22 protein-coding genes, 3 tRNA genes and 1 pseudogene are annotated in these 22,237 nt (G+C 32.7%); 8 read left to right on the forward strand and 18 right to left on the reverse strand.

Translation table 11 applies throughout. The features are described 5' to 3' along the window. Window positions 1-12: 12 nt before the first annotated feature. The 6 genes from AC2A1G_RS07705 to AC2A1G_RS07730 all read right to left on the reverse strand — a co-directional run bounded on the left by AC2A1G_RS07705 (window position 13) and on the right by AC2A1G_RS07730 (window position 4,701). Window positions 13-1,740, reverse strand: coding sequence for a M14 family metallopeptidase (locus tag AC2A1G_RS07705; RefSeq protein WP_484046338.1), 1,728 nt, complete (start codon window positions 1,738-1,740; stop codon window positions 13-15). A 55-nt stretch (window positions 1,741-1,795) separates the two neighbouring features. Then, entirely contained in the window at window positions 1,796-2,338 is a 543-nt protein-coding gene (locus AC2A1G_RS07710) for an RNA 2'-phosphotransferase (RefSeq protein ID WP_484046339.1), read from the reverse strand. Between the two features lie 11 nt (window positions 2,339-2,349). Next, window positions 2,350-3,036: an SIR2 family NAD-dependent protein deacylase gene (locus tag AC2A1G_RS07715; RefSeq protein WP_484046340.1), complete on the reverse strand. Its 687-nt coding sequence runs from the start codon at window positions 3,034-3,036 to the stop codon at window positions 2,350-2,352. 2 nt (window positions 3,037-3,038) lie between these two features. Then, on the reverse strand, window positions 3,039-3,593 hold the full coding sequence (locus tag AC2A1G_RS07720) for a hypothetical protein (RefSeq protein WP_484046341.1): 555 nt from the start codon (window positions 3,591-3,593) through the stop codon (window positions 3,039-3,041). Window positions 3,594-3,608: 15 nt separating this feature from the next. Continuing rightward, the gene (gene aat / locus AC2A1G_RS07725) at window positions 3,609-4,259 is read right to left on the reverse strand and encodes a leucyl/phenylalanyl-tRNA--protein transferase (protein ID WP_484046342.1); all 651 of its coding nucleotides are present in this window, start codon (window positions 4,257-4,259) and stop codon (window positions 3,609-3,611) included. A 61-nt stretch (window positions 4,260-4,320) separates the two neighbouring features. Further along, entirely contained in the window at window positions 4,321-4,701 is a 381-nt protein-coding gene (locus tag AC2A1G_RS07730; RefSeq protein WP_484046343.1) for a DUF3127 domain-containing protein, read from the reverse strand. 176 nt (window positions 4,702-4,877) lie between these two features. Between AC2A1G_RS07730 and AC2A1G_RS07735 the strand changes: the two genes are divergently transcribed. The 3 genes from AC2A1G_RS07735 to AC2A1G_RS07745 all read left to right on the forward strand — a co-directional run bounded on the left by AC2A1G_RS07735 (window position 4,878) and on the right by AC2A1G_RS07745 (window position 5,130). Then, window positions 4,878-4,959, forward strand: a tRNA-Leu gene (locus AC2A1G_RS07735). Window positions 4,960-4,967: 8 nt separating this feature from the next. Further along, window positions 4,968-5,040 (forward strand) — tRNA-Gly (locus AC2A1G_RS07740). An 8-nt stretch (window positions 5,041-5,048) separates the two neighbouring features. Further along, window positions 5,049-5,130, forward strand: a tRNA-Leu gene (locus AC2A1G_RS07745). 586 nt (window positions 5,131-5,716) lie between these two features. Here AC2A1G_RS07745 and AC2A1G_RS07750 read toward each other — a convergent pair. The 7 genes and pseudogenes from AC2A1G_RS07750 to AC2A1G_RS07780 all read right to left on the reverse strand — a co-directional run. Continuing rightward, window positions 5,717-6,670, reverse strand: a pseudogene (locus AC2A1G_RS07750) (recombinase family protein); the annotation flags it as partial. Next, window positions 6,657-6,824: a hypothetical protein gene (locus tag AC2A1G_RS07755; RefSeq protein ID WP_484046344.1), complete on the reverse strand. Its 168-nt coding sequence runs from the start codon at window positions 6,822-6,824 to the stop codon at window positions 6,657-6,659. The pseudogene AC2A1G_RS07750 and the gene AC2A1G_RS07755, both read right to left, overlap by 14 nt. Next, complete coding sequence (locus tag AC2A1G_RS07760; protein ID WP_484046345.1) at window positions 6,821-7,621, reverse strand: hypothetical protein; 801 nt, start codon at window positions 7,619-7,621, stop codon at window positions 6,821-6,823. The genes AC2A1G_RS07755 and AC2A1G_RS07760 overlap by 4 nt, the downstream gene beginning before the upstream one ends. A 495-nt stretch (window positions 7,622-8,116) precedes the next feature. Beyond that, window positions 8,117-9,166 carry a type II toxin-antitoxin system antitoxin DNA ADP-ribosyl glycohydrolase DarG gene (darG, locus tag AC2A1G_RS07765; RefSeq protein ID WP_484046346.1) on the reverse strand — a complete coding sequence of 350 codons (1,050 nt, stop codon included), beginning with the start codon at window positions 9,164-9,166 and terminating at the stop codon, window positions 8,117-8,119. A gap of 1 nt (window position 9,167) precedes the next feature. Then, window positions 9,168-9,803: a type II toxin-antitoxin system toxin DNA ADP-ribosyl transferase DarT gene (darT, locus tag AC2A1G_RS07770; RefSeq protein ID WP_484046347.1), complete on the reverse strand. Its 636-nt coding sequence runs from the start codon at window positions 9,801-9,803 to the stop codon at window positions 9,168-9,170. Window positions 9,804-10,186: 383 nt separating this feature from the next. Next, on the reverse strand, window positions 10,187-10,708 hold the full coding sequence (locus tag AC2A1G_RS07775) for an ImmA/IrrE family metallo-endopeptidase (RefSeq protein WP_484046348.1): 522 nt from the start codon (window positions 10,706-10,708) through the stop codon (window positions 10,187-10,189). Between the two features lies 1 nt (window position 10,709). Further along, complete coding sequence (locus AC2A1G_RS07780) at window positions 10,710-11,039, reverse strand: helix-turn-helix domain-containing protein (protein WP_484046349.1); 330 nt, start codon at window positions 11,037-11,039, stop codon at window positions 10,710-10,712. 602 nt (window positions 11,040-11,641) lie between these two features. On the opposite strand from AC2A1G_RS07780, the gene AC2A1G_RS07785 reads away from it, so the two are divergent. Genes AC2A1G_RS07785 through AC2A1G_RS07795 form a run of 3 tightly spaced genes read left to right on the forward strand, consistent with a single transcriptional unit; the run spans window position 11,642 to window position 13,770 of the window. Continuing rightward, complete coding sequence (locus AC2A1G_RS07785) at window positions 11,642-12,319, forward strand: multiubiquitin domain-containing protein (RefSeq protein WP_484046350.1); 678 nt, start codon at window positions 11,642-11,644, stop codon at window positions 12,317-12,319. After that, the gene (locus AC2A1G_RS07790) at window positions 12,294-13,451 is read left to right on the forward strand and encodes a ThiF family adenylyltransferase (RefSeq protein WP_484046351.1); all 1,158 of its coding nucleotides are present in this window, start codon (window positions 12,294-12,296) and stop codon (window positions 13,449-13,451) included. Before AC2A1G_RS07785 ends, AC2A1G_RS07790 begins: the two co-directional genes overlap by 26 nt. Continuing rightward, window positions 13,441-13,770: a ubiquitination-like system serine protease family protein gene (locus tag AC2A1G_RS07795; RefSeq protein WP_484046352.1), complete on the forward strand. Its 330-nt coding sequence runs from the start codon at window positions 13,441-13,443 to the stop codon at window positions 13,768-13,770. Before AC2A1G_RS07790 ends, AC2A1G_RS07795 begins: the two co-directional genes overlap by 11 nt. Window positions 13,771-14,394: 624 nt before the next feature. Here the strand turns inward: AC2A1G_RS07795 and AC2A1G_RS07800 are convergent. The 5 genes from AC2A1G_RS07800 to AC2A1G_RS07820 form a co-directional block, all read right to left on the reverse strand. Beyond that, on the reverse strand, window positions 14,395-14,949 hold the full coding sequence (locus tag AC2A1G_RS07800) for a DUF4352 domain-containing protein (RefSeq protein ID WP_484046353.1): 555 nt from the start codon (window positions 14,947-14,949) through the stop codon (window positions 14,395-14,397). Between the two features lie 818 nt (window positions 14,950-15,767). After that, window positions 15,768-16,475 (reverse strand): recombinase family protein, encoded by a 708-nt coding sequence (locus tag AC2A1G_RS07805; protein WP_484046354.1) that lies wholly within the window; start codon window positions 16,473-16,475, stop codon window positions 15,768-15,770. Between the two features lie 38 nt (window positions 16,476-16,513). Continuing rightward, on the reverse strand, window positions 16,514-16,891 hold the full coding sequence (locus AC2A1G_RS07810) for a hypothetical protein (protein ID WP_484046355.1): 378 nt from the start codon (window positions 16,889-16,891) through the stop codon (window positions 16,514-16,516). 71 nt (window positions 16,892-16,962) lie between these two features. Next, a complete protein-coding gene (locus AC2A1G_RS07815; protein ID WP_484046356.1) occupies window positions 16,963-17,703 on the reverse strand; it encodes a hypothetical protein in 741 nt (246 codons plus the stop codon). Between the two features lie 275 nt (window positions 17,704-17,978). Then, entirely contained in the window at window positions 17,979-18,731 is a 753-nt protein-coding gene (locus tag AC2A1G_RS07820) for a hypothetical protein (protein WP_484046357.1), read from the reverse strand. A 553-nt stretch (window positions 18,732-19,284) separates the two neighbouring features. Between AC2A1G_RS07820 and AC2A1G_RS07825 the strand changes: the two genes are divergently transcribed. Both AC2A1G_RS07825 and AC2A1G_RS07830 read left to right on the forward strand, forming a co-directional pair. After that, window positions 19,285-20,964, forward strand: coding sequence for a helix-turn-helix domain-containing protein (locus AC2A1G_RS07825; protein WP_484046358.1), 1,680 nt, complete (start codon window positions 19,285-19,287; stop codon window positions 20,962-20,964). 517 nt (window positions 20,965-21,481) lie between these two features. After that, window positions 21,482-22,096 (forward strand): hypothetical protein, encoded by a 615-nt coding sequence (locus tag AC2A1G_RS07830; protein WP_484046359.1) that lies wholly within the window; start codon window positions 21,482-21,484, stop codon window positions 22,094-22,096. Window positions 22,097-22,237: the final 141 nt, after the last annotated feature.

A 22,237-nucleotide genomic window follows, 5' to 3' on the forward strand; every position in this document is an offset into this window, starting at 1 on the left:
AGACGTCTTTTTTTATTCCATAATTCTGAATATAGGATATCTTCTGTAAGTTTTAGACTCAAAATAATCAGAATTTCTGTAAATCCAGTCGAGTTGTGCATTTCCGTCGTTGGCAAACTCTTTATCTGAATCTTTTTTAGCTTTAAATTTCTGTTTTAAATCTTTGTCTTTTTTCAACAGTTCCGCAGCGGTATCTTCAAATATATAGGATGAATAATATTCTTTCTGAGATAAAATTCCGTCGAAGAAATTCCAGTTGAAGAAAGAGTCGGTGGCTTCCGGTTCAAGTGTTTCAACGAGATATTTTACTCCGGATTGCTGTGTGGAAACAAGATAGTCACCTGCCGCGACTGTTACTTTTTTATCTGATTTTTCAACTGTGGTTTCATAATGAAGATAATGACCTTCAGAGGGATTTTTCACGGTTTTGAAATCATTAATTTTATACGATTCAACCGCGATCGTGCTGTCTTTTGTGATTATTTTCATCTGAATCTGATTGCGTTTCAGTTCTTCAATCACACGGTATTGCGATTGGGGGATCACATAATACTTCGGAATGGTAACGTAGCCCGTAGGAACCGCCGTTGTAAACAGCTTTATCTTTTTTGTGAAAGGTTTGCTTCTGTCATAAAATAATCTTGGCTTCCCCGAAATATCACTCGGTTTGTATCTTCCTTCAAAACCTTTAAAATCCATGGTCGAATACTGAGTAGAATCTATTTTCCAGTGAATGCCATATTGATTTCCTGCCTGATACTGTTTTAAATTGTCGATTCGGAGTTGTTTGATTTTCCTGTAGTCTTTATCTAAATTCTGAAGATTGACAAGCATGTATTTGTAAGTTGCATCCACCCTTTTGTCATAAGGCTTCAGCATGTGGGTTTCCGGCATCGTCGCCATGGTGTTGAAAAGTGATGCGTAGCCTGTAGAATATCTCGGAGAATCTTCAAAAGCAGCAAAGCCAATATCGGGCACATCGCCATGAATGTTGACATAAGGCGTGCTTTCATAGCCGATTTTTTTTAAATCATTTAAATTTTTAGCCTGAAAATCTTTATAAAAATATTCCCCTAAGATTTTACCCAAACGTTCTTTAAAAGTAGAAATATAAGTAAAAGTATACTGATAATCTGCGCCGTTGCTCACATGATTGTCAATAAAAACATCAGGTTTCAGCCATTGAAATATTTCCTGAAAACTCTTTGCATTTTTAGAATCAGCTTTAATAAAATCCCTATTGAGATCTAAATTTCTTGCATTCCCTCTGAAACCATACTGTTCCGGACCGTTTTGATTTGCTCTTGAAAATGCTCCACGATTCAGCATTCCGCTTACATTGTAGGCAGAAATCGCTGCGATGACAAAATTTTCAGGAGTTTTAATTTTATTTGAAGCTAGATTCCGCATCAGCATCATCGTAGCATCGATTCCGTCGGGCTCGCCGGGATGAATTCCGTTGTTTATGAAGAGGACGGCTTTTTCTTTTCTTAATTTCTCAAAATCTTTCTCTGGAAAAGGATTGTAAACCACGACGTAAATTGGTTTTCCGTTGTCATCTTCTCCTTTTTTCAGGTACTGAATGGTTTTGAAATTTTCTGCAAGATTTTCATAAAAAGCATTCATTTCTTTATACGTTGCCGTTTCGTTTCCGTTGCCTTTTTCAAAGGGAGTTTGATATGGATTTTGAGCAAAAACGAAAGATGATATGAAAGTGAAGAAAATAGATATTAATTTCATGATATTACTTTTACTTCAATATTGCATTTAAAGATGATGAATATTAAGTTTGAATTTATAATTTGATGTATTTCGCATCCACAAAATCCGTCAGCCAAACCTCGTTTTCGGAAAGATAAAATAGAATTCCATCCTCAAACATTTTTCCTGTGCTAATGGTTAAAATAATTGGCTTGCCATGACGCATTCCGACTTTTGTTGCGGTTTCTTTGTTTAAACTTAGATGAACATGCTGTCTGTTTCTTTTTTCAATACCATTTTCTAATATGGAAGCGATATTTATTTGAGCCGTTCCGTGATACAGAAATTCCGGTGGCTGCTGAGGTTTTAAATTTAAATCAATCCCAATCGAATGCCCTTGATTGGCTCTGATTCTGGTTTTGTCTTCATTAAAAACAAAACGTTTTTTGTCATTCGTTTCCACAATTTCATCGAGTTCTTCAAATGTAAATCCTTGACTGTCATTTGTTGATTTTGCAATGAGTTCTTCCACATTTGCCCAGCCGTTTTCATCTAAATTCAAACCAATCAATTCAGGATGATGGCGGAGAACATAGCTCAGGAATTTGCTTGTTTTCTTCTTTTGGGAATCAGCCATAGTTTAAGTTTTTAAGATAAATCCATCAGTTTATCAAACAGCAACCTCATTCCCTGCGTGGCGTTTTCTTTCATCACAACAGCTCTCTGCCCATATCCAAAACCCGTTTCATTTGGGTTAATAACGATTAAAAGACAGTCATCTTTAATTTCGTGAACCAATCCTGCAGCAGGGTAAACTTGCAGTGATGTACCGATGACCAGAAAAATATCGGCTTCACGTGCGAGCTTGGTTGCTTTTTCCATCATGGGAACTTCTTCGCCAAACCAGACAATGAAAGGTCTGAGCTGGGCTCCGTCTTCTGCTTTATCACCAATGTTGATGTCGTTTTTCTGTTCGTAAATCAGATTTTTATTGTTGCATGAGCACGATTTGAAAAGCTCACCATGAAGATGGGTAATGTTGGTAGAGCCGGCTCTTTCATGCAGATCATCAATGTTTTGAGTGATAATTTGTACTTCAAAGTATTTTTCCAGTTCTGCAAGTAGTTTGTGGGCGTCATTGGGCTCAACTTCATGAAGCTGACGGCGTCTCTGGTTGTAAAATTCCAAAACCAGTGCTCTGTCTTTTCTCCAGCCTTCGGGGCTTGCTACGTCTGTGATGCTGTGGTTTTCCCAAAGTCCGTCGCCGTCTCTGAAGGTTTTTATTCCGCTTTCGGCACTGATTCCGGCTCCGCTTAAAATGGTGAGTTTTTTCATCTTCACTTTTTTAATAGATAATTCCAAAAATAATCTACTTTTCTATAAGAATTGGCTGCAAAATGTTCTACAATATAATCTTTGTTTATTCCTGTCAACATTAGGTAATTTGTGCAATTATAAGTGTCGTCAAACAAGCGGACACCTATTTCCATGCAAGATTCATCTTTTCCCAGATCCTCATAGATTTTGTTTACATTTATTATCCATTTTTCAGAAATTCCATAATCGAAACACTGATTTCTAAAGTTGTAATTAGATTTAAACACTTCTATTTCGTCCTCTGGCAAACCTTCATTTCTTAGAATGTCAATAAAGGCATCAGTTAGAAAATGCACATAAAACATTTCTGAATCTAAGCATTTATAAAAAGACCAGTCAAACTGAAAAATTCCAATTTCCTGAAAATATCTTTTTAGATTGTTAGAAAAATTAATCTGAAGTTTTGTTTCCCATGCGAAAATTTCCGAGGAGCTGATTTTTTTGCTACTATGAATCTGTTGCGGGGAATAGTTTTCTTCTAGAACCTTTTTTATATCATCAAAATCAGCAAGCATGAACGTGTATATTTTTTAAATCTGATTATTTTCCCTTAAAATATGCAAAAAATCTTTTTTGGCAATCATTCTTGCTCCCAAACTTTCAAGATGAGGCGTGTGGGACTGACAGTCAATCAGCGTTAAAGAATTCTTATTTCTTTCAACAAAATTTATAAAACCTGCTTTTGAGGCATTGCTTACTTTGCTGAACATGCTTTCACCGCAGAAAACATCGCCAATTTTCAAACCGTAAAATCCGCCTACCAGTTCGTCGTTTTGCCAAACTTCAATGCTTTTCGCCAAACCATATTTGTGAAATTGCAGAAAAACCCGAATAAGTTCTTCAGAAAGCCATGTCCCGTCCTGATCTTTTCTCGCTGTCTGCTGACAGTTCCGGATCACTTCTTCAAAACACTGGTTTTCGGTAAACGTGAAAATGTTTCGATCCAAAATTTTCTTCATCGACTTTGAAATCTTTATTTCCTCAGGAAAAAGCACAAATCTGGGGTCGGGGCACCACCAAAGGATTTCCTCATCAGGATTAAACCATGGGAAAATACCGTTCTGATAAGCAAACCATACGCGGTCTGGCGAGAGATCACCTCCGTAAGCGATGATACCTTCGTGACTATCATAAAATTCAGGATCGGGGAAAGAGATTTCTTTGGGATCAAGTTTTACCATAAGACAAAAAATCCCACTTTTTTTTGGAAAGCAGGATTATATTTTGAGTTGTAAATTTCAATTAGAAAGGAAGATCATCGTCTTCTTCTTCAAAAGGGTTTGCATTTGATGCAGCAGGTGAAGCAGACTGGCTTGGTGCTGCGTGTGTAGGCTCCGCGCTGTTGTTGTCCATCACTTTTTCTACTCTCCATCCTGTAATAGAGTTGAAATATTTTGTTTCGCCTTGTGGAGATACCCACTCTCTACCTCTGATGTTGATTCCTACTTTTACATTTTCACCTTCCTTTACAGAGTCGAGCAAATTGATCTTATCCTGCAAAAATTCTATGTTGATGGGCTGCGGATACTGCTCCTGCGTTAAAATCACCATTTCTCTTTTCTGAAAACCACTTGCAAAAGACTGAACTTCAGAGATTTTCTTTACCGTACCTTGTAATTCCATATCGTAAATGTTAAGGATGTAAAAGTAGTAAAATGAAATGTAAAAATAAAGGGAGAAATAAAAATTTAAAAAAAATGAAAAAAAAGTTTGAAAAGACTTGCAGTTATGAATTTTTGCCCTATATTTGCACTCACAAAAACGAAAGAAGTTCTTTAAAATATTCAAAAAAATAAATTGCGGATGTGGTGTAATTGGTAGCCACGCCAGACTTAGGATCTGGTGCCGTGAGGCGTGGGGGTTCGAGTCCCTTCATCCGCACAATTTATGCGAAAATAGCTCAGCTGGTAGAGCACAACCTTGCCAAGGTTGGGGTCGCGGGTTCGAGTCCCGTTTTTCGCTCTCATCACGCCCTGGTGGTGGAATTGGTAGACACGCAGGACTTAAAATCCTGTATCTTCGGATGTACGGGTTCAAGTCCCGTCTGGGGTACTAAACGGGAGTTAGTGGAAAAACTATCTCCCGTTTGTTTTTTTAACCTCTGGAAATCCTTACTATATCTACATAATAGATCGATTACTTCATTAAAAGGCAGGGTTCGGAATTTATTTTTTTCAAAAATTAATTTCTCAGTAAAATACGAACCCAATAGCTTAATTTTCACCTCTACGGAAGACTTTTCATAGAATTCATCAAGATTTGATAAAACGGTTAAACCAAAAGAAATATATTTATTATTATTTTCTTGCTGACTACTGTATTGGTTTTTTTGCGACATTAATTCGCTAACTTCTTTCTTTTTAATTTCTAAAAGTTTATCATAATGAATCTTTTCAATATTTCCTTTCACATAATTATCAACCAGCCTTAGTTCCTCGCTTTCAAGTTTATGAATATTTTTTTCGATCCTTTGTAAAAGTTCTGTATTTTGCATTACGGTATCTCGATAAACATCTAATAATACTGCTTCAAATAGTTTCATTATTCCTTTGGAGGGCTTTACCTTTGATAAACTAATCTGTAACTCTCTATGGATGTCTGTTGGGTCGTATCGTTCACCACAATTTTCTGAACAACGGTAATATGAATATTCTCTAGTAGTTTTTTTACTTTTCCCATTGTTGCTTTTACTTCCGTACATTTTGCTACCACAATTAGAACATGACAAGAATCCACTTAGAGGAAAATCTGGGTTTTTAGTTCTAATTTTTTTAATCATCCTATTTCTGCCATTTTTTATATCTTTTGCTTTATTAAATACCTCTTCTGATATTATTGGTTCGTGCAAAGCTTTAATGGTTGTAAATGGGCTTATATTATGTTTTTTAAGGTCAATATACCCTGCATATAAAATGTTGCTTAAAATGAGGCTTATAGAGGTTTTTGAAATATTTAGTCCTTTTAATTTGTACATCTTTACTAATTCTTGTTGAGAATAAGTTCCAGTTATATAATCATCAAAAAGATTTGAAATCAAAGATGCTTTTTCATTGGGAACAAGATATTTTTTGCCGTCTCCAAGTTTTTGAAATTTATACCCGCTAGGAGGCGTTTTAATATATCTTCCTGACAACATAGCTGCTCGTTCACCAGTTCTTGTGCGCTCATTGATAACCTCTCTCTCATATTGAGCAAAGGTTGATTTTAAATTAAATAACATTTGTCCGCCAGCAGAATCAAAATTATTTATCCATTCATCTACAAAATTAACCTCTACACCTAACTTTTTAATATCTTCAATTGCTTCTACTCCAGAGCGGACGCCACGGGTAAATCTATCAACTTTTTTCGTTAAAAATAAATCAACTTCTCCTTTATTAATTTTTAAATATTCTAGAGCTTTTTTGTATTGAGGTCTATCGAAATTTTTAGCTGAAAATATATCGATGTAAATTTTTACAAGATCTATCTGATAATTAAAGCAAAAAGATTTTATACTTTCCATCTGCGTATCAATAGATGTTCCATCTTCTTGGCTTGAAGAGCTTACTCGTAGATATCCTATGGCTTTTCTATATTTACCTTTCTCCATCCTTCTTAATGTTATTTGAGGTTATTTTTTGAAACTCTTTTACGGTTATTTTTGCCTGTCGGTATAATTCTTCTAGTATCTTTTCGACCTCATCATTAGAAAAATCTTCATCATTGTTTTTTAGAATTTTTCTGGCTTTTTCTTTTGTAATCATGATTGAAGATTTATAGTTGTTTCTACGTCGTCATTTATTAATATTTCAATCTTTTGAAAACTCCAGTTGGAAATAGCTTTCATAATATCTTTATTGTTTAATATAGAAGTGGAATCTTCAACTCCTCTAATATCTCCATCTTTTAAATGTATTTTAATATATTTAAAATCTCCCGTTTTAAGAAAATATAGAAGTAACATTTTATTTTTGTCTTCCAAAGGGTTTGAGATTTTGAAATCAAAAGAAAGAGCATTTTTTGGATATTCGATAGAAATGTAATCTTCTAATCTCAAGGCTATGTGAGCAGGGAATCTTGTTTTCGTAAATGAATTGTAAGAATTAGTTGACAACATTTGTGGGATTCCATCCATTGGAAATACCAATATTTGCGGAGAGGCAAATAATGTTTGTAACATACCTAATTTAAATTTTGAAAAATTATTAATTTGAGACTCTAAAAGGTTTTTTCGTAGATCTTTTAGCTCCTCAATTGGAACCCCAAATTTTCTTGCTTCAAAGACAACATTTAACCAGATGTTTTCAAGTCGGTCAAATCTGCGAATTTTTCCTTTGTCTTCCTCTCTGATTTTTAAGACATCTTGCGCAACCCAACTATTCACTACTCTAACAGCGTGATCTTGCTTTATACCCGTCTTTATTTCGTGCAAACAATAATTAAGAATGTTATTATTTAGAAAGTTTATTAACGTTATTGGTAGTTCACCATATATCTCTTTTAGCGCTTCTGAATGAATTCTGTCTTGCTGTAGTTTCTGATTCGCAATATTAAGTTTCATTGTAAATATTTTTACAAATATACAAATTTTACATTTGGATGTAATAAAAAAAATATAATAATACATATTAGTGCAATGTAAGTTCAAATAAAAAATTGAAATTACGCCTGATTTAGAACAATCCAGATCTATAATTAACGGCAATTTTTGGTATCAACCTATTCAAGAAAATGTTGAAGCATTTGAAAATATCAAAGGAACACAATTCAGTATAGGAACTTTTAAATCATTTCTAATTATAAAGGTTGTTCAACATTGCCTAGAAATCTATATATTAATTATAACTGGAAAGAATTAAAATAGATAATATATAAAGGCATTAAATAATTGTAAATCTGCAGTCTGGAATCTAATAATTTTACAATTTAAAATTTTTGACTTGTTGAGCTAGTGAGCACATAAAATGAAAAAAAACAAGACCAATTTAGAAAAAAGGTCTTGTTTTATATAATGAATCCTCGGGTAGGAGTCTGTAAAAATTATCAAATATAACTTCTAATTGAATAGTTCAGATGAATAGTTTTTAAGGTAATCGTAAGATATTTGGACGTACTCACGTTTAAACAATTCTTTCTTTCGAAGGTTCCATTCAGCTATAGCTTGCATCACCTCTTCAAATGAATATTTTGGGTTGCCAGCAATTATAAAATCAACTGTAGCTAAAATTTCCAGTGAGAGTTCTGACGTAAAACCGGCTAAAAATTGAATGAGACTTCTGAGACGTTGAGAATCTTCATAAGGAAGATCTTTATTTATGTACTGTTTAACGTCGTTCCATTTTTCATAATTTAATTTAAGTGGTTCAAATGGTTTTGTATTTCCTTGTTCCATACCTTGTAAAAATACTCCATTTAGATGATATAGTACCTTTTCTACACCAATAGCATAAGGCCCATAGTGATAAGCTTTAAAATCTAGATTAAGTTTCTGTCCTTTTCGCTGTAAGAAATAAGCTAGCTTATTGGCCGCAAATAAGCTACTATATTCTCCCATGCTTTCGAAAGCAAACAGAGCGTAAAGCAATGATGCTCTCGCAGGGGTTAATTTTACTTCTTTTTTTACTTCTTGTTTTTGTAAAATTGCCTTAATTTCGGCATTAGGTTCATAAATCATAATTTCTGTATCGAGCCCGCTTAAAGCTTTCTCGATCATTGGTTTTACTAATTCCCAATTTAAACCTCCGTTTCCGCTTCCTAAAGGAGGTATTGCAATGCTTTTTATTTTGTCTCTTTGTATTAGCTGACGCAAAGCAACTAATCCTTTCTCAATATAATCGTATTTAGATGGTTGACGCCAGTGTACTTTAGTAGGGAAATTGATGATAAGTTTTCTTCCAAGTTGTAGGTTCTCATCCCATACGGTTAAGAGCTTGCCAGGCTCTAATTCCTTATTCTTACAAGCATCGATATAAAATTTGTTATTGCTAGGAAAGGCTTCTTTAAATTGCAGAGCAATTCCTTTACCCATAACGCCAACTGTGTTTACGGTATTGACTAAAGCTTGTGCTCCAGATTGCATCATGTCACCTTGAACTATTTTTATCATTTTAAAAGAAATATTGTGGAATTACATTTATTGCCACGTTAATATTATTTTGAGCTAAAATATTATTAACAATTTTTGCAGTATCTTTATTGCATACATTAAGTGATTCAAGACAGTTCAATGGCACCTGTCCGTGAACTAAAAACTCTGCTTGATATCTTCTTGGCCGATCATAGTCTCCGTCGCTTTTTGAAAAATCACTATTCTGTATACTTTGCCAGTCTATTTGATTAAATTCTGCAACATTGTTATAATGATTACTTGCCATGTCATTTCCTTGTCCATTTGTGAAAAACCATTTCGGTAATTTTGTAAGACCTGAAATTAAGCATCTAACAACCACTATTTCACTTCGGTTTCTTTTTGGAACCAAAGGGTGCCAGTAGCCAGTAATTATATTGTAAAGCATAATAGATTTTGGAGTGAAGTAAAATGGAACATAGTCACCCAGCGTACCGTAGTTATTTATCTTTACTGGTGTAGTACTTCTGACATCAATAATTTGAGGATTCCCGATGTCGACGTAATTTTTATTTGCCTTAGGATGGTGTTTATTGACTATTCCATTCTGCAACAATAAGGATAAGTTGTTGATATGTATAATACGATAGCAATATTTCCTATGTTGGTTAATCATTATGTTATATGTGTTAATCTTCCATTCCTTTTTTATTCAGAATATTAGCGTACTTCTTATTACTCAAATATACGTATTACACTAATATAAAAATTGATTTATCTCAAATCTCAAATTGCAGGAAAAATAAGACGTTGAAAGTTATAAATTTTCGAAGTTATTATCAAATTAAATTGATTAATACCTTAAAATATTGTTTATTTTGTTTTATGTTGTTAATCAATTTCGCTTAAAGATTTTTTTATCGAAAGTCTTGTAATGTTGAAATGCAACAAGTATGTTAGATTAATAATAAAAACAACTTTGTAGAGTTTTATTTTAAAAATCAATTAATAATGAAAAAATCCGTCCAAGGACGGATTTTATCTTTTAATTAAATTATTTTAATATAACCCCAGATTAATTAATCTAAAAGTCATGGCAGAGGAGCTAACTTCGAACTTATTTGCTAAAGTGGCAATAGTGAAATCATCATGCAAATCGCAATCTAGTCCTAAAATTTCTCTTTTAACTAAATGCTCTGGCATTAGTATGTTTGCAGCAAAGTAATTTGCCTCTTTCTCAATCTTTTCTTCTTTAGAGGTATATCCTTCTGATTTTCTTCTAAAAAAGACGTTATCCATAAACATATTTGATTTCTGGCTATGAAGCTTATAATGCCCCAACTCATGTGCTAAAGTAAATCTTCTTCTTACTTTCCCAGAATTTTTGTTAATACCAATTGTAGCTTGATTTTCCTCTACAATTAATAAACCAGAAATATCATCTTTGAACGGATAATTAATTACATTAATCCCTTCTTTTTCTACTAATGTGTCCAAATTAATTGGTAGTTCCTGAAAAAGAAAAGTATTGGTTTCGATATACTCTTTTGTTATATCTATAATACTTTTTGAAATTGACATTCTATCTGTTGGTTTTTGAAACTATTTTCATAAAATTGGCTAGATCTCTATCCTCTGAGAAAATTGATTTATCGAATCCTAAGCCGATCACATTTCCTCTCTCAATTGCTGGTATCACTTCTGGTAATAGTTCCTTAATATCTACCATTAAATAATTAGCAATTAGTAACAATGTATACACACTGGGTTTCTGCTTTCCTTTTTCAATATTAACGATCGATGGCCGAGATAAATCAAGAAATTTAGCTAAGTCATCTTGATTTATATCTTTCTTCATCCTAATAGAGGAAATGTTAGCACCCAAATTTATAAAAAATTGGTTCTCATTCATAATTAGGTTTGTTTGTTTAGCAAAGGTACGAAAATAAAACTAATTTTCACTCATTTCAGCCAACTTATTTTTATTTTCAAATACAAATATGTCAGGATTGCAAAACTAGTACGACAAAACTCGTCGCATTTAAAAATAATTTACCAACTATAAGTATTTGATAATTAAGCAAATGTGGTGTTTAAGGTGTAATTTGGTAACTTTTTTAAAAAAAAATGTTTGGAATATTTTGTGAATTGAATTTAGAAATTATATATTTGTATTGTCAATATGATTAAAATCATGTTGACATAAAAAAACCAGGCGGTTAAAAAAGCCCGGTTTGAAAAATATCTTTATCCAGCAAGCCCTTGCAAGGCAAATGCTGATTCAAAATATTTGTCTTCGCACTTCAAATATATACATCTTTAGAGATATCTTCCAAACTTTTTTACTTTTTTAACCAATATGTTGATTTTTTAACATAACCTGACTGTATTAATTTTTAAAATATTACATCGCAGAAACAATGATTTGCGCTTGATCAAAACGGTTTACCGGAAGATCAAAATGGTTAAGTTACTTATGTAACAGTTAATAAATTTAATTAAAAAAAGTAAACAATGGATTTAAATAATCACACTCAAAATGTTCCGCCACTAAAATTTTCAATAGATGGCGAAGAATTCTCTACAACCCAACAATATTTAACAGGAAGAGAATTAAAAGATGTAAAAAACATCCCACATACAACAGAACTGTATCTAGCTATTAGCAAACCTTATCAAGATGAGCTAATTGAAAATGAGACAAAAGTAAATCTTGCGAGACCGGATATTGAACAGTTTTTCGTCAAAAAGAAACTTGATTATTCGATTAATGGTAAAGATTTCATCTCTTATAAGCAATATATTACAGGTATCGAAATTCGTACTAAAGGAAATATTCCACAAAATCACATTTTGTATTTGGATATTCCGGACGGATGGAATGACGACATTATTGAAGATAATGAGTTTGTCGATCTAGCGAGAGAAGGAAAGGAGAAATTTATATCCAAACCTAAAGAAAAGACCTATATTACAATTGATGGAACAAACCATTATTGGGATGAAGTGACCATTTCATTTAACGACGTAATAAAGTTGTCAGGACATGTCATGAATAATCCGAATACTGCTTTTACGGTCGCTTATGAAAACGGAGTTATGGAGAAGCCAGAGGGAGTTCTTACATCCGGAAAATCTGTTAAAGTTAAACACAAAATGATATTTTATGTTAGCGCAACAGATAAGTCTTAACCCAGATATTCGTACTCTGATTGACGAAGGGTACGAAGTGGAAATAAACGGTGGATACATTAGTATCCACCATATTCCCTACGTAAATTCAAATAAAGAAATAAAGTATGGGATACTATTTTCACCATTTCAATTTCTTCCAGCATCAGGTCTAATTGCTAAACCAAATACTCATGTAGTCTATTTTAAAGGTGAAAAACCATGTTATACAAATGGAGCACCTATTGTGACCATTGAACATCAAGATAGAGTGGTTTTGTCAAAAGATTTTATTGCTGATTACTCATTTTCTAACCGACCTAAAACTCCATTCGTTAATTTCTACGATAAGTTTACCAGCTATATTAAAATTATATCTAATGAAGCAATATCACTTGATGAAACTGGAATGGTGACAGCGAAAACACATAAGCCTATAATCGTTACTGAAGGTAACAGTCCTTTTGTATATTTTGATTCGAATTCTTCTAGAGCTCGTATTGATTTCCTTAACGAAAAATTAGAAGGTATGAAGGTGGCTATTGTGGGGCTAGGGGGAACAGGGAGTTATATTTTAGACTTTGTTGCTAAAACACCTGTTAAAAACATCCATCTGTTTGATGATGACGCTTTTGAGTCTCACAACTCATTTAGATGTCCCGGTGCAGCTGCGACTGAAGTTTTTAAAGAAAGAATTTCAAAGGTTGAGTATTTAAAAGAGACTTATTCTAAAATGCACAAAGGATTAGTTTCTCACAATGTTAGAGTAACTAATTTAAATATAGCTGAGCTTGAAGAAATGGACTTTGTATTTATATGCATAGATAGAAATGACGCCAGAAATTATATAACAAAGTTCCTTGTATCAAAAAAGATTGATTTTATTGACGTAGGAATTGGTGTTAGCTTTCGTAATGAAATGCTAGTCGGAGCGACGAGAATTACTTATAATGAGCAAGTGGGAAGTCACGAAAATGATGAACAGGATAATCCGTATGCATCTAATATTCAAATTGCAGAATTAAATGCTTTAAACGCCGCTCAAGCAGTTGTAAAGTGGAAACAGCATATTGGATTTTATCATGGTAAATTGGCGCAAAAATCTTCACATTTTATTATTGAAAAATCAAAAATATTTCACGATGAAGATTGAACATAATTACGTAGAGGAGGTTCCTAGTAATCTTGAAGATGGAATTTTATATATATCAATTAAGTATAAAGTTGCTGTTCATCTCTGTGCGTGTGGTTGTAAAAACAAAGTAGTTACTAGACTTTCTCCAAAAGATTGGACTCTGTCCTTTAATGGGGTCGCAAGCAGTTTATATCCTTCGATTGGTAACTGGAACTTTAATTGCCAATCTCATTATTGGATTAAGAATAATAACATTGTTCTTATTAATGAAGAGCCACATAAAAAGGAGAAAAAGAAAAAGAAAAAAGGCATTTTCTCATTTTTTAAAATTTTTTAAGATAATGATTACAATAAAATTGATTAAATCTAGCCCGACTTAATAAGGAAGGTGATATTCCAGAGAGGTTTATGTCAAAGGATAAAAAAAACTAAACTATCCCACGCCATAGCCTCATGTACATACAGAGTGATTAACTTTATTAAGTAAAAACAGCTGGAATTTCCAGCTGTTTTTTAATGATTTATAGCCATATTAGATATAGCAAAAGTCTAAGGGAAATGTCTAAAAAGCATTCGTATCATATTATCATACTTATGATGAATACCTGCTACTTATTAATTCAGCTTTCTTCAAAATTTATTTGACATATTCAGTATTGTCGATAATCATATATTTCTATCTGCGAAACTGGAAAATTACAATCCTAAAACTGTTTACCTACATCGATATCAGAAGTTAAGTTATCTTTACGTTAAAATTTTAAGCATGGAAATAGGGTTTAACGAAGGTACAGCAGCATGGATTGGGGCAGGACTGTCAATTATTCTTGGATTTATATAATTGGTAATGTGGATTTATAAAAAAAAAGCTGTCAGAATTCGTTGTATTATTTCTGTCACACGATAAAATTCCACACTGTACTCAATATATCATACAGCATGGAAAAATCTAAACCATGAATTATTCAATTGTACCTAAATCAATCAAATCAGCATTTCCTGATCTGCCGGGTCTGTAGTAAGCAGTACCTTTCAATTCTGCTGGAATTTTATAAACTAAATTGGTAGTCTTTGTAGTAAGCGGGTTAATCTGATCCATCATCAATCCCCATCCTTCTAACATAACAGTTTCCGATTTGTCGAATGTATAATCTTTACCATTATAGTTTACCAAGACCTCTCCGTCAATCAACATTCGGCTTTCATTGCTATTGTTCTTAAATGAAGTATTAATGATGAGGTAGCGTGTTCCCGCTTCTGGTTTTAAGTCAGCAAACTCGTTTCCGGTGTTTACACTGTTTTCAACCCTGACTTTATTGATGGTCACATCAAAGTAATCTGTTGACAAGGTTTCACCTAATTTTTTGTAATTCGTTTTGGCTTCGCCATTTGCTGTAACTGTTGAGGTTTCAGAACTTCCCGATTTTTCTTTTTTGTCATCCATGCTTCCCATAGCAATAGCTAAGAAAAATGCGAAGGCTCCTGCTGACGCAAGATGTTTAATGTTTTTTTTCATGTTGTAAAAATTTTAAATTATATGTTATAGATTGTTTAAAAAGAAATAAAGGCATTACACTACCTAGTATATAAAAGATAATATCAGAGTAATCAAAGGTTCCTTGAATAAAGCCCGTAATCTGCCCTAATTCAGAGCAGATGGCAAGGAATGGAACAATAATCATCCAGACTATATTAAGAGATGATATAATGCCTTTCCAAATACCTAGCATCAGGCACACATAAGAAAATACCCATAGGCTATCGGGAAATGAAAACAAAAACCATTCAGGGAGTTTTGGGGAAACTAACATCGCTAGTTTTCTCAAATCTAAATCAAGTAACTTTATATTGAGGATGTTGCTCCACGAAAAGACTTTAAGGCTCGATGTTCTGAACAGGACATATATAAGTGTTCCAAAAGTTAGACTTGCAATACTGCTAATAAAAAAATTGTTAAACTTCATCAGAATGCGAAATAAGAATTATTTGTTCTGATGTTGTTACGGGTTTCCGTATTGTGATGAAAATAGTAGAGATTTAGGTGTTTCATATTGATCTGATTTAAATGAAAAGGTGCTTACTAACTTCATTCTCTACTCAGGTCACTGGTATAACCCACAAAAGCAATGAAGCAGAAGCACCCTACCGGGAGGCTCTTACAGTCATTCGCTTTTGTTCTATGAAATATTACCAGTATTTGAGTAGAAAAACGAATTGCAAAACGCAATATCTATATGTTATTTACAACCTTAATTTGATCTTATAATTTTTCTGTTTTTTGTTATTACACAAATGTATAAAATATCTTACAATTGTGGTATAGATTAATTTTTGCTACTTCTCTGATTCTAATTTGATGTTAATATACCTACCGTACAACAATACTACCTGAGCGTTTGAAAATTCTTTTCCTGTTGAAGTTTTAAAACCACTTTCATTTAATTTATCTGCTATCTTCTGGTAACTAAAGCCACTTTCCCGGAGCGGAACAATAAGGGCTGTTGCCAATTTGTTGTTAGGGTTATTCCGAGCCTTTTGTATTAATGCTTTCGTTCCCGACTGTCTCGCTTCACTGTTTAGATTGGAAGGACTACCTAATCGTACCCCTTTAGCTTTTAATTCTGCCAAGGCTGCCTTTGTCCGTTGTGAGGTGCGTTCCCTCTCATCTTGTGCAAGAACAGCCATAATTCCAATTGTAACATCGGTAGCTTCCGGCATATCACAGCAAACAAATTTTACCTTACTATCTTTTAATAAATAGATAAACCCAACATTTCTGCTGAGTCTATCCAATTTTCCAATAAGTAATATCGCATTTTGTCTTTTGCAATGTTCCAAAGCTTTTAGAAGTTCCGGGCGATTATCTTTCTTCCCGGATTCAACTTCTTCATATTCTGCGATGAGAACATCATCTTCTTTAAGAAAGTTTTTAATCATCGCTTTTTGAGCTAACTGACCAAGACCGGAATTGTTTTGGTGTTTAGTGCTTACTCTAATATATCCGATGTATTTGTTCATATTTTTATTTTTGCAAAGTTCCATAAACGCACGTTTATGAGATTTAGCGTTTTTATTTACTGCTACTTTTTGTTAATAATTGCCCAGAGCTGCTCATTGGTTAAATTTTCTACTTCATTCAAATTGTTATTCGATATATAATAGTTATCCTGACCGTAACCTCTAAGTTTACCTTTTGTTTTAAGATAGAAAATAGTTGCTGTAGTATTATGTTCAGCTATCTGCTGTAGTAAAGATATTTCTGCAAAATCCAAAGATTTCTCCTTTATGTCTTCATAGTGCTGTTTAAGCTGAGAATCAGATTTCAACCAATTGTAGAAAGTTTGTCGGTTTATACCAACTATTTGACACGCTGGACTAATTACAGCCAAACATTTTTCCAAAGCTTTTAAAAGCATTTTCTTTTTAAGTCTGGTAGAAGCTCTATCTGGTTTTGTCATCTGCCTTTTTTTATGTGTCTAATTTGGTCTAGTTATTAATTTAAATATTTGAAATTCAATCCAATATAAAGTCATTCAATTCTATGGCGATTTATTAAATCTACATTTACATCCAAAATATCAAAAGGATGAGTGTGATATTTATAGTTTTTCCAGTAAAAGCATCTAAAAATCATTCCGCTAAACTCCTCAAGAACTCCAAAGTATCTAATATGCCTAACTATGGAAAGAAATTTCTCATCATTGGCAAAATCTTTTCTCAAGGTATAGTGATGAGGATTGTCTGGTAAAGTTTTAGCAAAAATAAACTCAGCCTGTTCCAAAGTCTCGCCTACATACTCATCTGACACATTATCGTGTCCAGCTTCTTTGTAAGGATCATACTGCCAGAGCTGGCATTGTATCTCCATATCTATTTTTTCATTGTACTCTGCCACATAGATGCTGTTTTCTCGCAGGAAAGCGGCAAATATATGCCTGTAATCAAATTCACCAGCATTTCCATAACCTAATAAAACTACTTTAGATTTCTTGTGCCGAATCTTTAATTCCTCCAACTGATCTAATATTTTCTCAATACCTTTTTTATTGAATATCTGCCTGTAAAGAATGTAACAGGATAGATAGTCTTGAGCCTGTTTATGGCATCTCATTCGATAAGTGCTAAAACCTCTAAAGGATTCTACTTCCTCTTTATGTTCTATCTCTCCCAATACTTTACCTGAAATGCTTACCAGAATAAAATTTTGTTCTCTTAATTCTTCTATTTTATCAAAACTTGCAGTACAAATTTGTAAATCAATTTCTTTCATACCTAAATTTACGAAAATTTTCGCTAATAATAAAATTTAAAGCATTGATTTGCTGTTAGTTACATGTTTTTGTATTTGCTATTATTTTTTATTTGTGTTTCTATCATCACCATTTTCAAATGATTACAGTTTAGTAGTGGTTCTATGAAGTGCTTTCTACCCTAAGAATTTCTACTCCCTACTCTCTGCTGTCTTATTTAATCCTACAACATCAGTTTATCATCCCCTTTTAAATCCCCTAATATCCTTTTCACTTTTTTCCATTGTATGAAAAACTAAAAACCAACATTTTTTTTCTTCATAACTATGTAGCTATGTATTAAATCAGCCTCTACCTTTTTAATATATTTTTTAGTCTTCCTAATTGTATTAGGATATTCGTCAAACTTGTTTACTGTAACAAAAATATCATAGTTGTCCGAAGATATTCTTTTTCCGTTTTTAGTTTCCAGATAGCTATAGTTTGGCTTTGTTTCTATAAACCCACCTTTTTCAGCCTCTTGCTTATACCTATAAGCTGTTGCTAGTGACACTTCCAAGCATTTTCCCAGATAGCTATTCGGCATCGGATAAAAGCCATTATTTCTCATACAGTTCTTTGATGTGGCAAATCCCTTTATATTTCCCGACTGTCTATTGAAATAACGTTTTTTACCCATGTAAAATGTAATCACTACACCACAACACATGGCTTTAAAATATTTATAATTTGTGGGCTCAAATAAATACCCACTTTTAAACTTTAAATTTAATTTTTTTGAAAGCTTTTCATAGCTGATAATTCTTAGAGTGCTTTTGACACCATTAACTGTAATCCATTTATTTTTTATCAGCCATGACAAAGAACATTTAACAGTTTTAGAGCTGACATCCAACTTCTTTGCCCAATTGCTATAACTTCCCTTATCATATACAACCTTTCCGTCACTGTTGATTTTAAGGTATATATAGAGTTTTACCTCATTAATCTTACGATTAACAAGTGCATATTTGCATAATGCGGCTGGGATGTTGGTATAGCCTAACATTATACTGCGGTGTAAGACTGCGTATTTATTTGTACTGGATAAAGGCCAGCTTCTTCCAATAAAGGTTTTAATTCATAGAGTTTTTTAAAACCTATATAAATTCGGTTCGTAAATAGTTCCGGTATGTGTACTTAAAAAGCCTGATAATCGTTTGATTGTCAGGCTTTTTTGTTTTAGAGGAGAATAAAAGCAGGGTAATTAGTTTTTTTTCATTTGTTCTATATTCTGCAATTCGGCTTTGAAGATTTTATATTCGAAATTAAGAATACTCTATTTGGCCTTACCATTAGTGATTTCGAAAAAACAAACTGCATTTGGCCATTTGTTTCATACTTATTGATCTTTATCACATTAATTTTATCGTTAAAAAAGTTACTTAACATATTATATGTTTTAGTGTTGGGATTTTCTTTTCTTGAGCATTAAAAAAACGTTGTAGGTTTAAGTATAAATATGATCATTGCAAATCTGATCTTGGATGCTAATGTTAAGACAATTTATTATTTAGAATTAACGTATTTTTGATGCATCCAAAACTAAAAACTATATTCTAATGAGAAAAATCTTCTACCTATTTTCTATTCTTTTTTGTTTTCAAATTGTTATTGCGCAAAGTACTCCTACTGAGCATGAAATCAGTGATAAATTAAAAAAAATTGCATCAAACCCTGATCTTAATAATGATCCTAAAAAAAAGGAGACTCTTCTCCTTGAGCTAAAGGGGCAGTCTGAAAAGGTGGACTATAAATTAGGTATTTTGATTAGTGGTGATTACTTAATGAAATTATATTTAAATCAAGGTAAAAATAATGACGTTGTTAAGCTTGGAGATGAACTGAAAACAGTAGCGAAAACTGAATTAGATACTGACGGATATATCTCCAGCATATACAGTAGAAATGCTCTTGCTTTAGGGTATTTAGGATTAGCAGATGCCAGTTTGAAAGATCTAAAAACAGTGTTGAAGCATGCACCAGATATTAAAGATAAAGATAAAAGATTTTATGTCTTATCACAATTTTACCATGAGATGGGATTGCTATATCGTCTCAAACGAAATGAAAACAAGAAGTTAGGAGATTCATTAGTATATACTTATAATAAAAGTATTGAGATGGCAAAGCAAATAAGCGATAACAGTAGGTCAATAAATAAAAATGTGAAATATGACCAGATTGGCTTTAACTATTTGCGTTTGGGAATATTTTATTTAGTGGAGAGTGATACTAATAAAGGGAATTTAGAATTGGCAGAGAAGTATCTTTTACAAGGGTTAGCTATTTATGATGACAAGAAATATACTTTACCTGTTAACAATAAGACCACAATGCTGAATCAGGTGAGCTGGCTCTACATGGAAAAAAAGGAGTATCAGAAATCAATAGATTTTGCAAATCGTGCATTGGAGTTAGAAAAACAATTTAGAGAGCCAGAGAATAGAGTAGAATCTTATGAGTTTTTAGCAACTTCTTATCTTGAGCTGGGAGAAAAAGAAAAGTCTAAATTTTATATGACAGAATATTCTATTCTGAAAGACAGTATTGCTGATGTGGGGAGAACAAATGCCAATAAAACAATCAATAAAATAACTACAGACATTGAAGTTGAGCATGAAGAAAATTCAAAAAAGCAATGGATTATTACAGGAGTTCTTACTTTAATTGCAGGAATCAGTATAGCAATTTTATGGAGAAGAAGAAATAAAAGACTTCATAGAAACTACGAGCAAATAATTGAAAAACTAAAAAATCCTGTTGTCAATACATCTGAAATTGTTTATGACAATACAGATAATATTTACATAGATGAAGATGAGCAGCAGACTGATGAGGAAATACTATCTGATCTGCTTTCAAACAAAAATATGATGTCTAAAGAAACGGAATCAAGAATACTTAAACGGCTGGAAGCATTTGAAAAATCTGAAAAGTTTCTAAAAAAGGACCTTACCATCACTACACTTTCTTCCCAGCTGAATACCAATACAAAATATCTTTCACAGGTTATCAAAAACAATAAATCTCTAAGTTTTAGCAGTTATGTCAATCATTTAAGAATCAATTATATTGTTCAGAAAATTTATGATGAGCCTAAATATAGAGAATACAAAATAAGTTATTTGGCTGATGCAAGTGGTTACTCATCTCCACAGGTTTTCGTTACGGCTTTTAAAAAAGTAAATGGTGTTACACCATCTTATTTTCTGCAAAATTTAAAAGAAGATAATATTTAACCTTTCATCATAGATTTAAAACCCCGGAGTTAATAAATTCCGGGGTTTGTATTGTTTTAAAGTCATAAAATTTTATAGAGCTTAATTGTCTGATGGTTCGTCTTTATTCCTGCTGTCTAAATCTTTTTTTTGGCCCGCAACATTTATCTGATTGAGTATATTCATTAAAAGAATCAGTCTTTGTTGCTGACTAATATAGGAATTCTAAAGATAGAAAGTCATTGGTTTTTGTTTTCTATAAACTGAAAAATACTACTTATTTCAGGAAAACTTGTCAACAATAATTAACATTTGATACCACAGTCGAAAATGCAACATAAATATAAAAATTAATATAACTTATTGAAAATCAGTTTTTCTATTTTGTAAAACATAAAGTCAACTAACAGTATTTCCGAAATCATGATACCATATTTTTTTTTCGACAGCAATATCAGAGTAATATTGCTTCGGCTTTGTAAGAAAATATTCCCTCCTCATTCTTATGAAGTTACGAAAAACAAAACTATAATAACTGATGAAAAAGGAACGGAATTTAATTTCCCGGAACATGACGCTTCCAGATATCATGTGGAGATTGGGTTCTTTTATCTCGTTACTGTTTATCTTTACTTCAGCGTCTCTTTTTGCTTCAGAAAATCCATCCTCAGAAACTTTTGTTCATGCCACACCTGTAGTAGAATCTGTTGAAACAGGTTTGCCTGAAAAAGCAGCCGTTTATGTATCAGAAGGTACAGTTTTGTACGGATTGGAAGAATTTTCCCAAAATACGGAAATTAAATATTCTGCAACAAAGAAAACAATTCTGAAATCTACTTCAAAAAAAACAAGAAGTATTGCGGTTGTCAGGAAGATTGCTCAGAAAATAAAAACACAACAAAAAGATAGGCCTGAAGCTATTAATCACATCTATTCCCACGAGTCTGAAAGTTCTTTCGATATTTCGAAAAATCAATTTATTGCGGGAGTTCTTACATTTAATTATTCTTTTAAAGCAATTATATCACAATATAATACTACTGTTTGCTTTGCATCTATAAGCAGCATACTTGCTACACACAAATACACATTTTCTTTTACGCCAAAGACTATGTATTCTCATGGTTTCACGCGTCCGCCACCTTTTATATAAACGAAGTAAATATAAAATAGATTCTCTTTTATTAAAAGACTTTCTGGAACATTCACTTTTTTAGAATTTAATAAGTAGTATATCAGTGCTGTTGAGAAACGGTTACGGTATATATGGTTTGGTGTTATCCCCCGCTGAGAA

The organism is Chryseobacterium sp. HNCC26DJ240, from assembly GCF_057180485.1.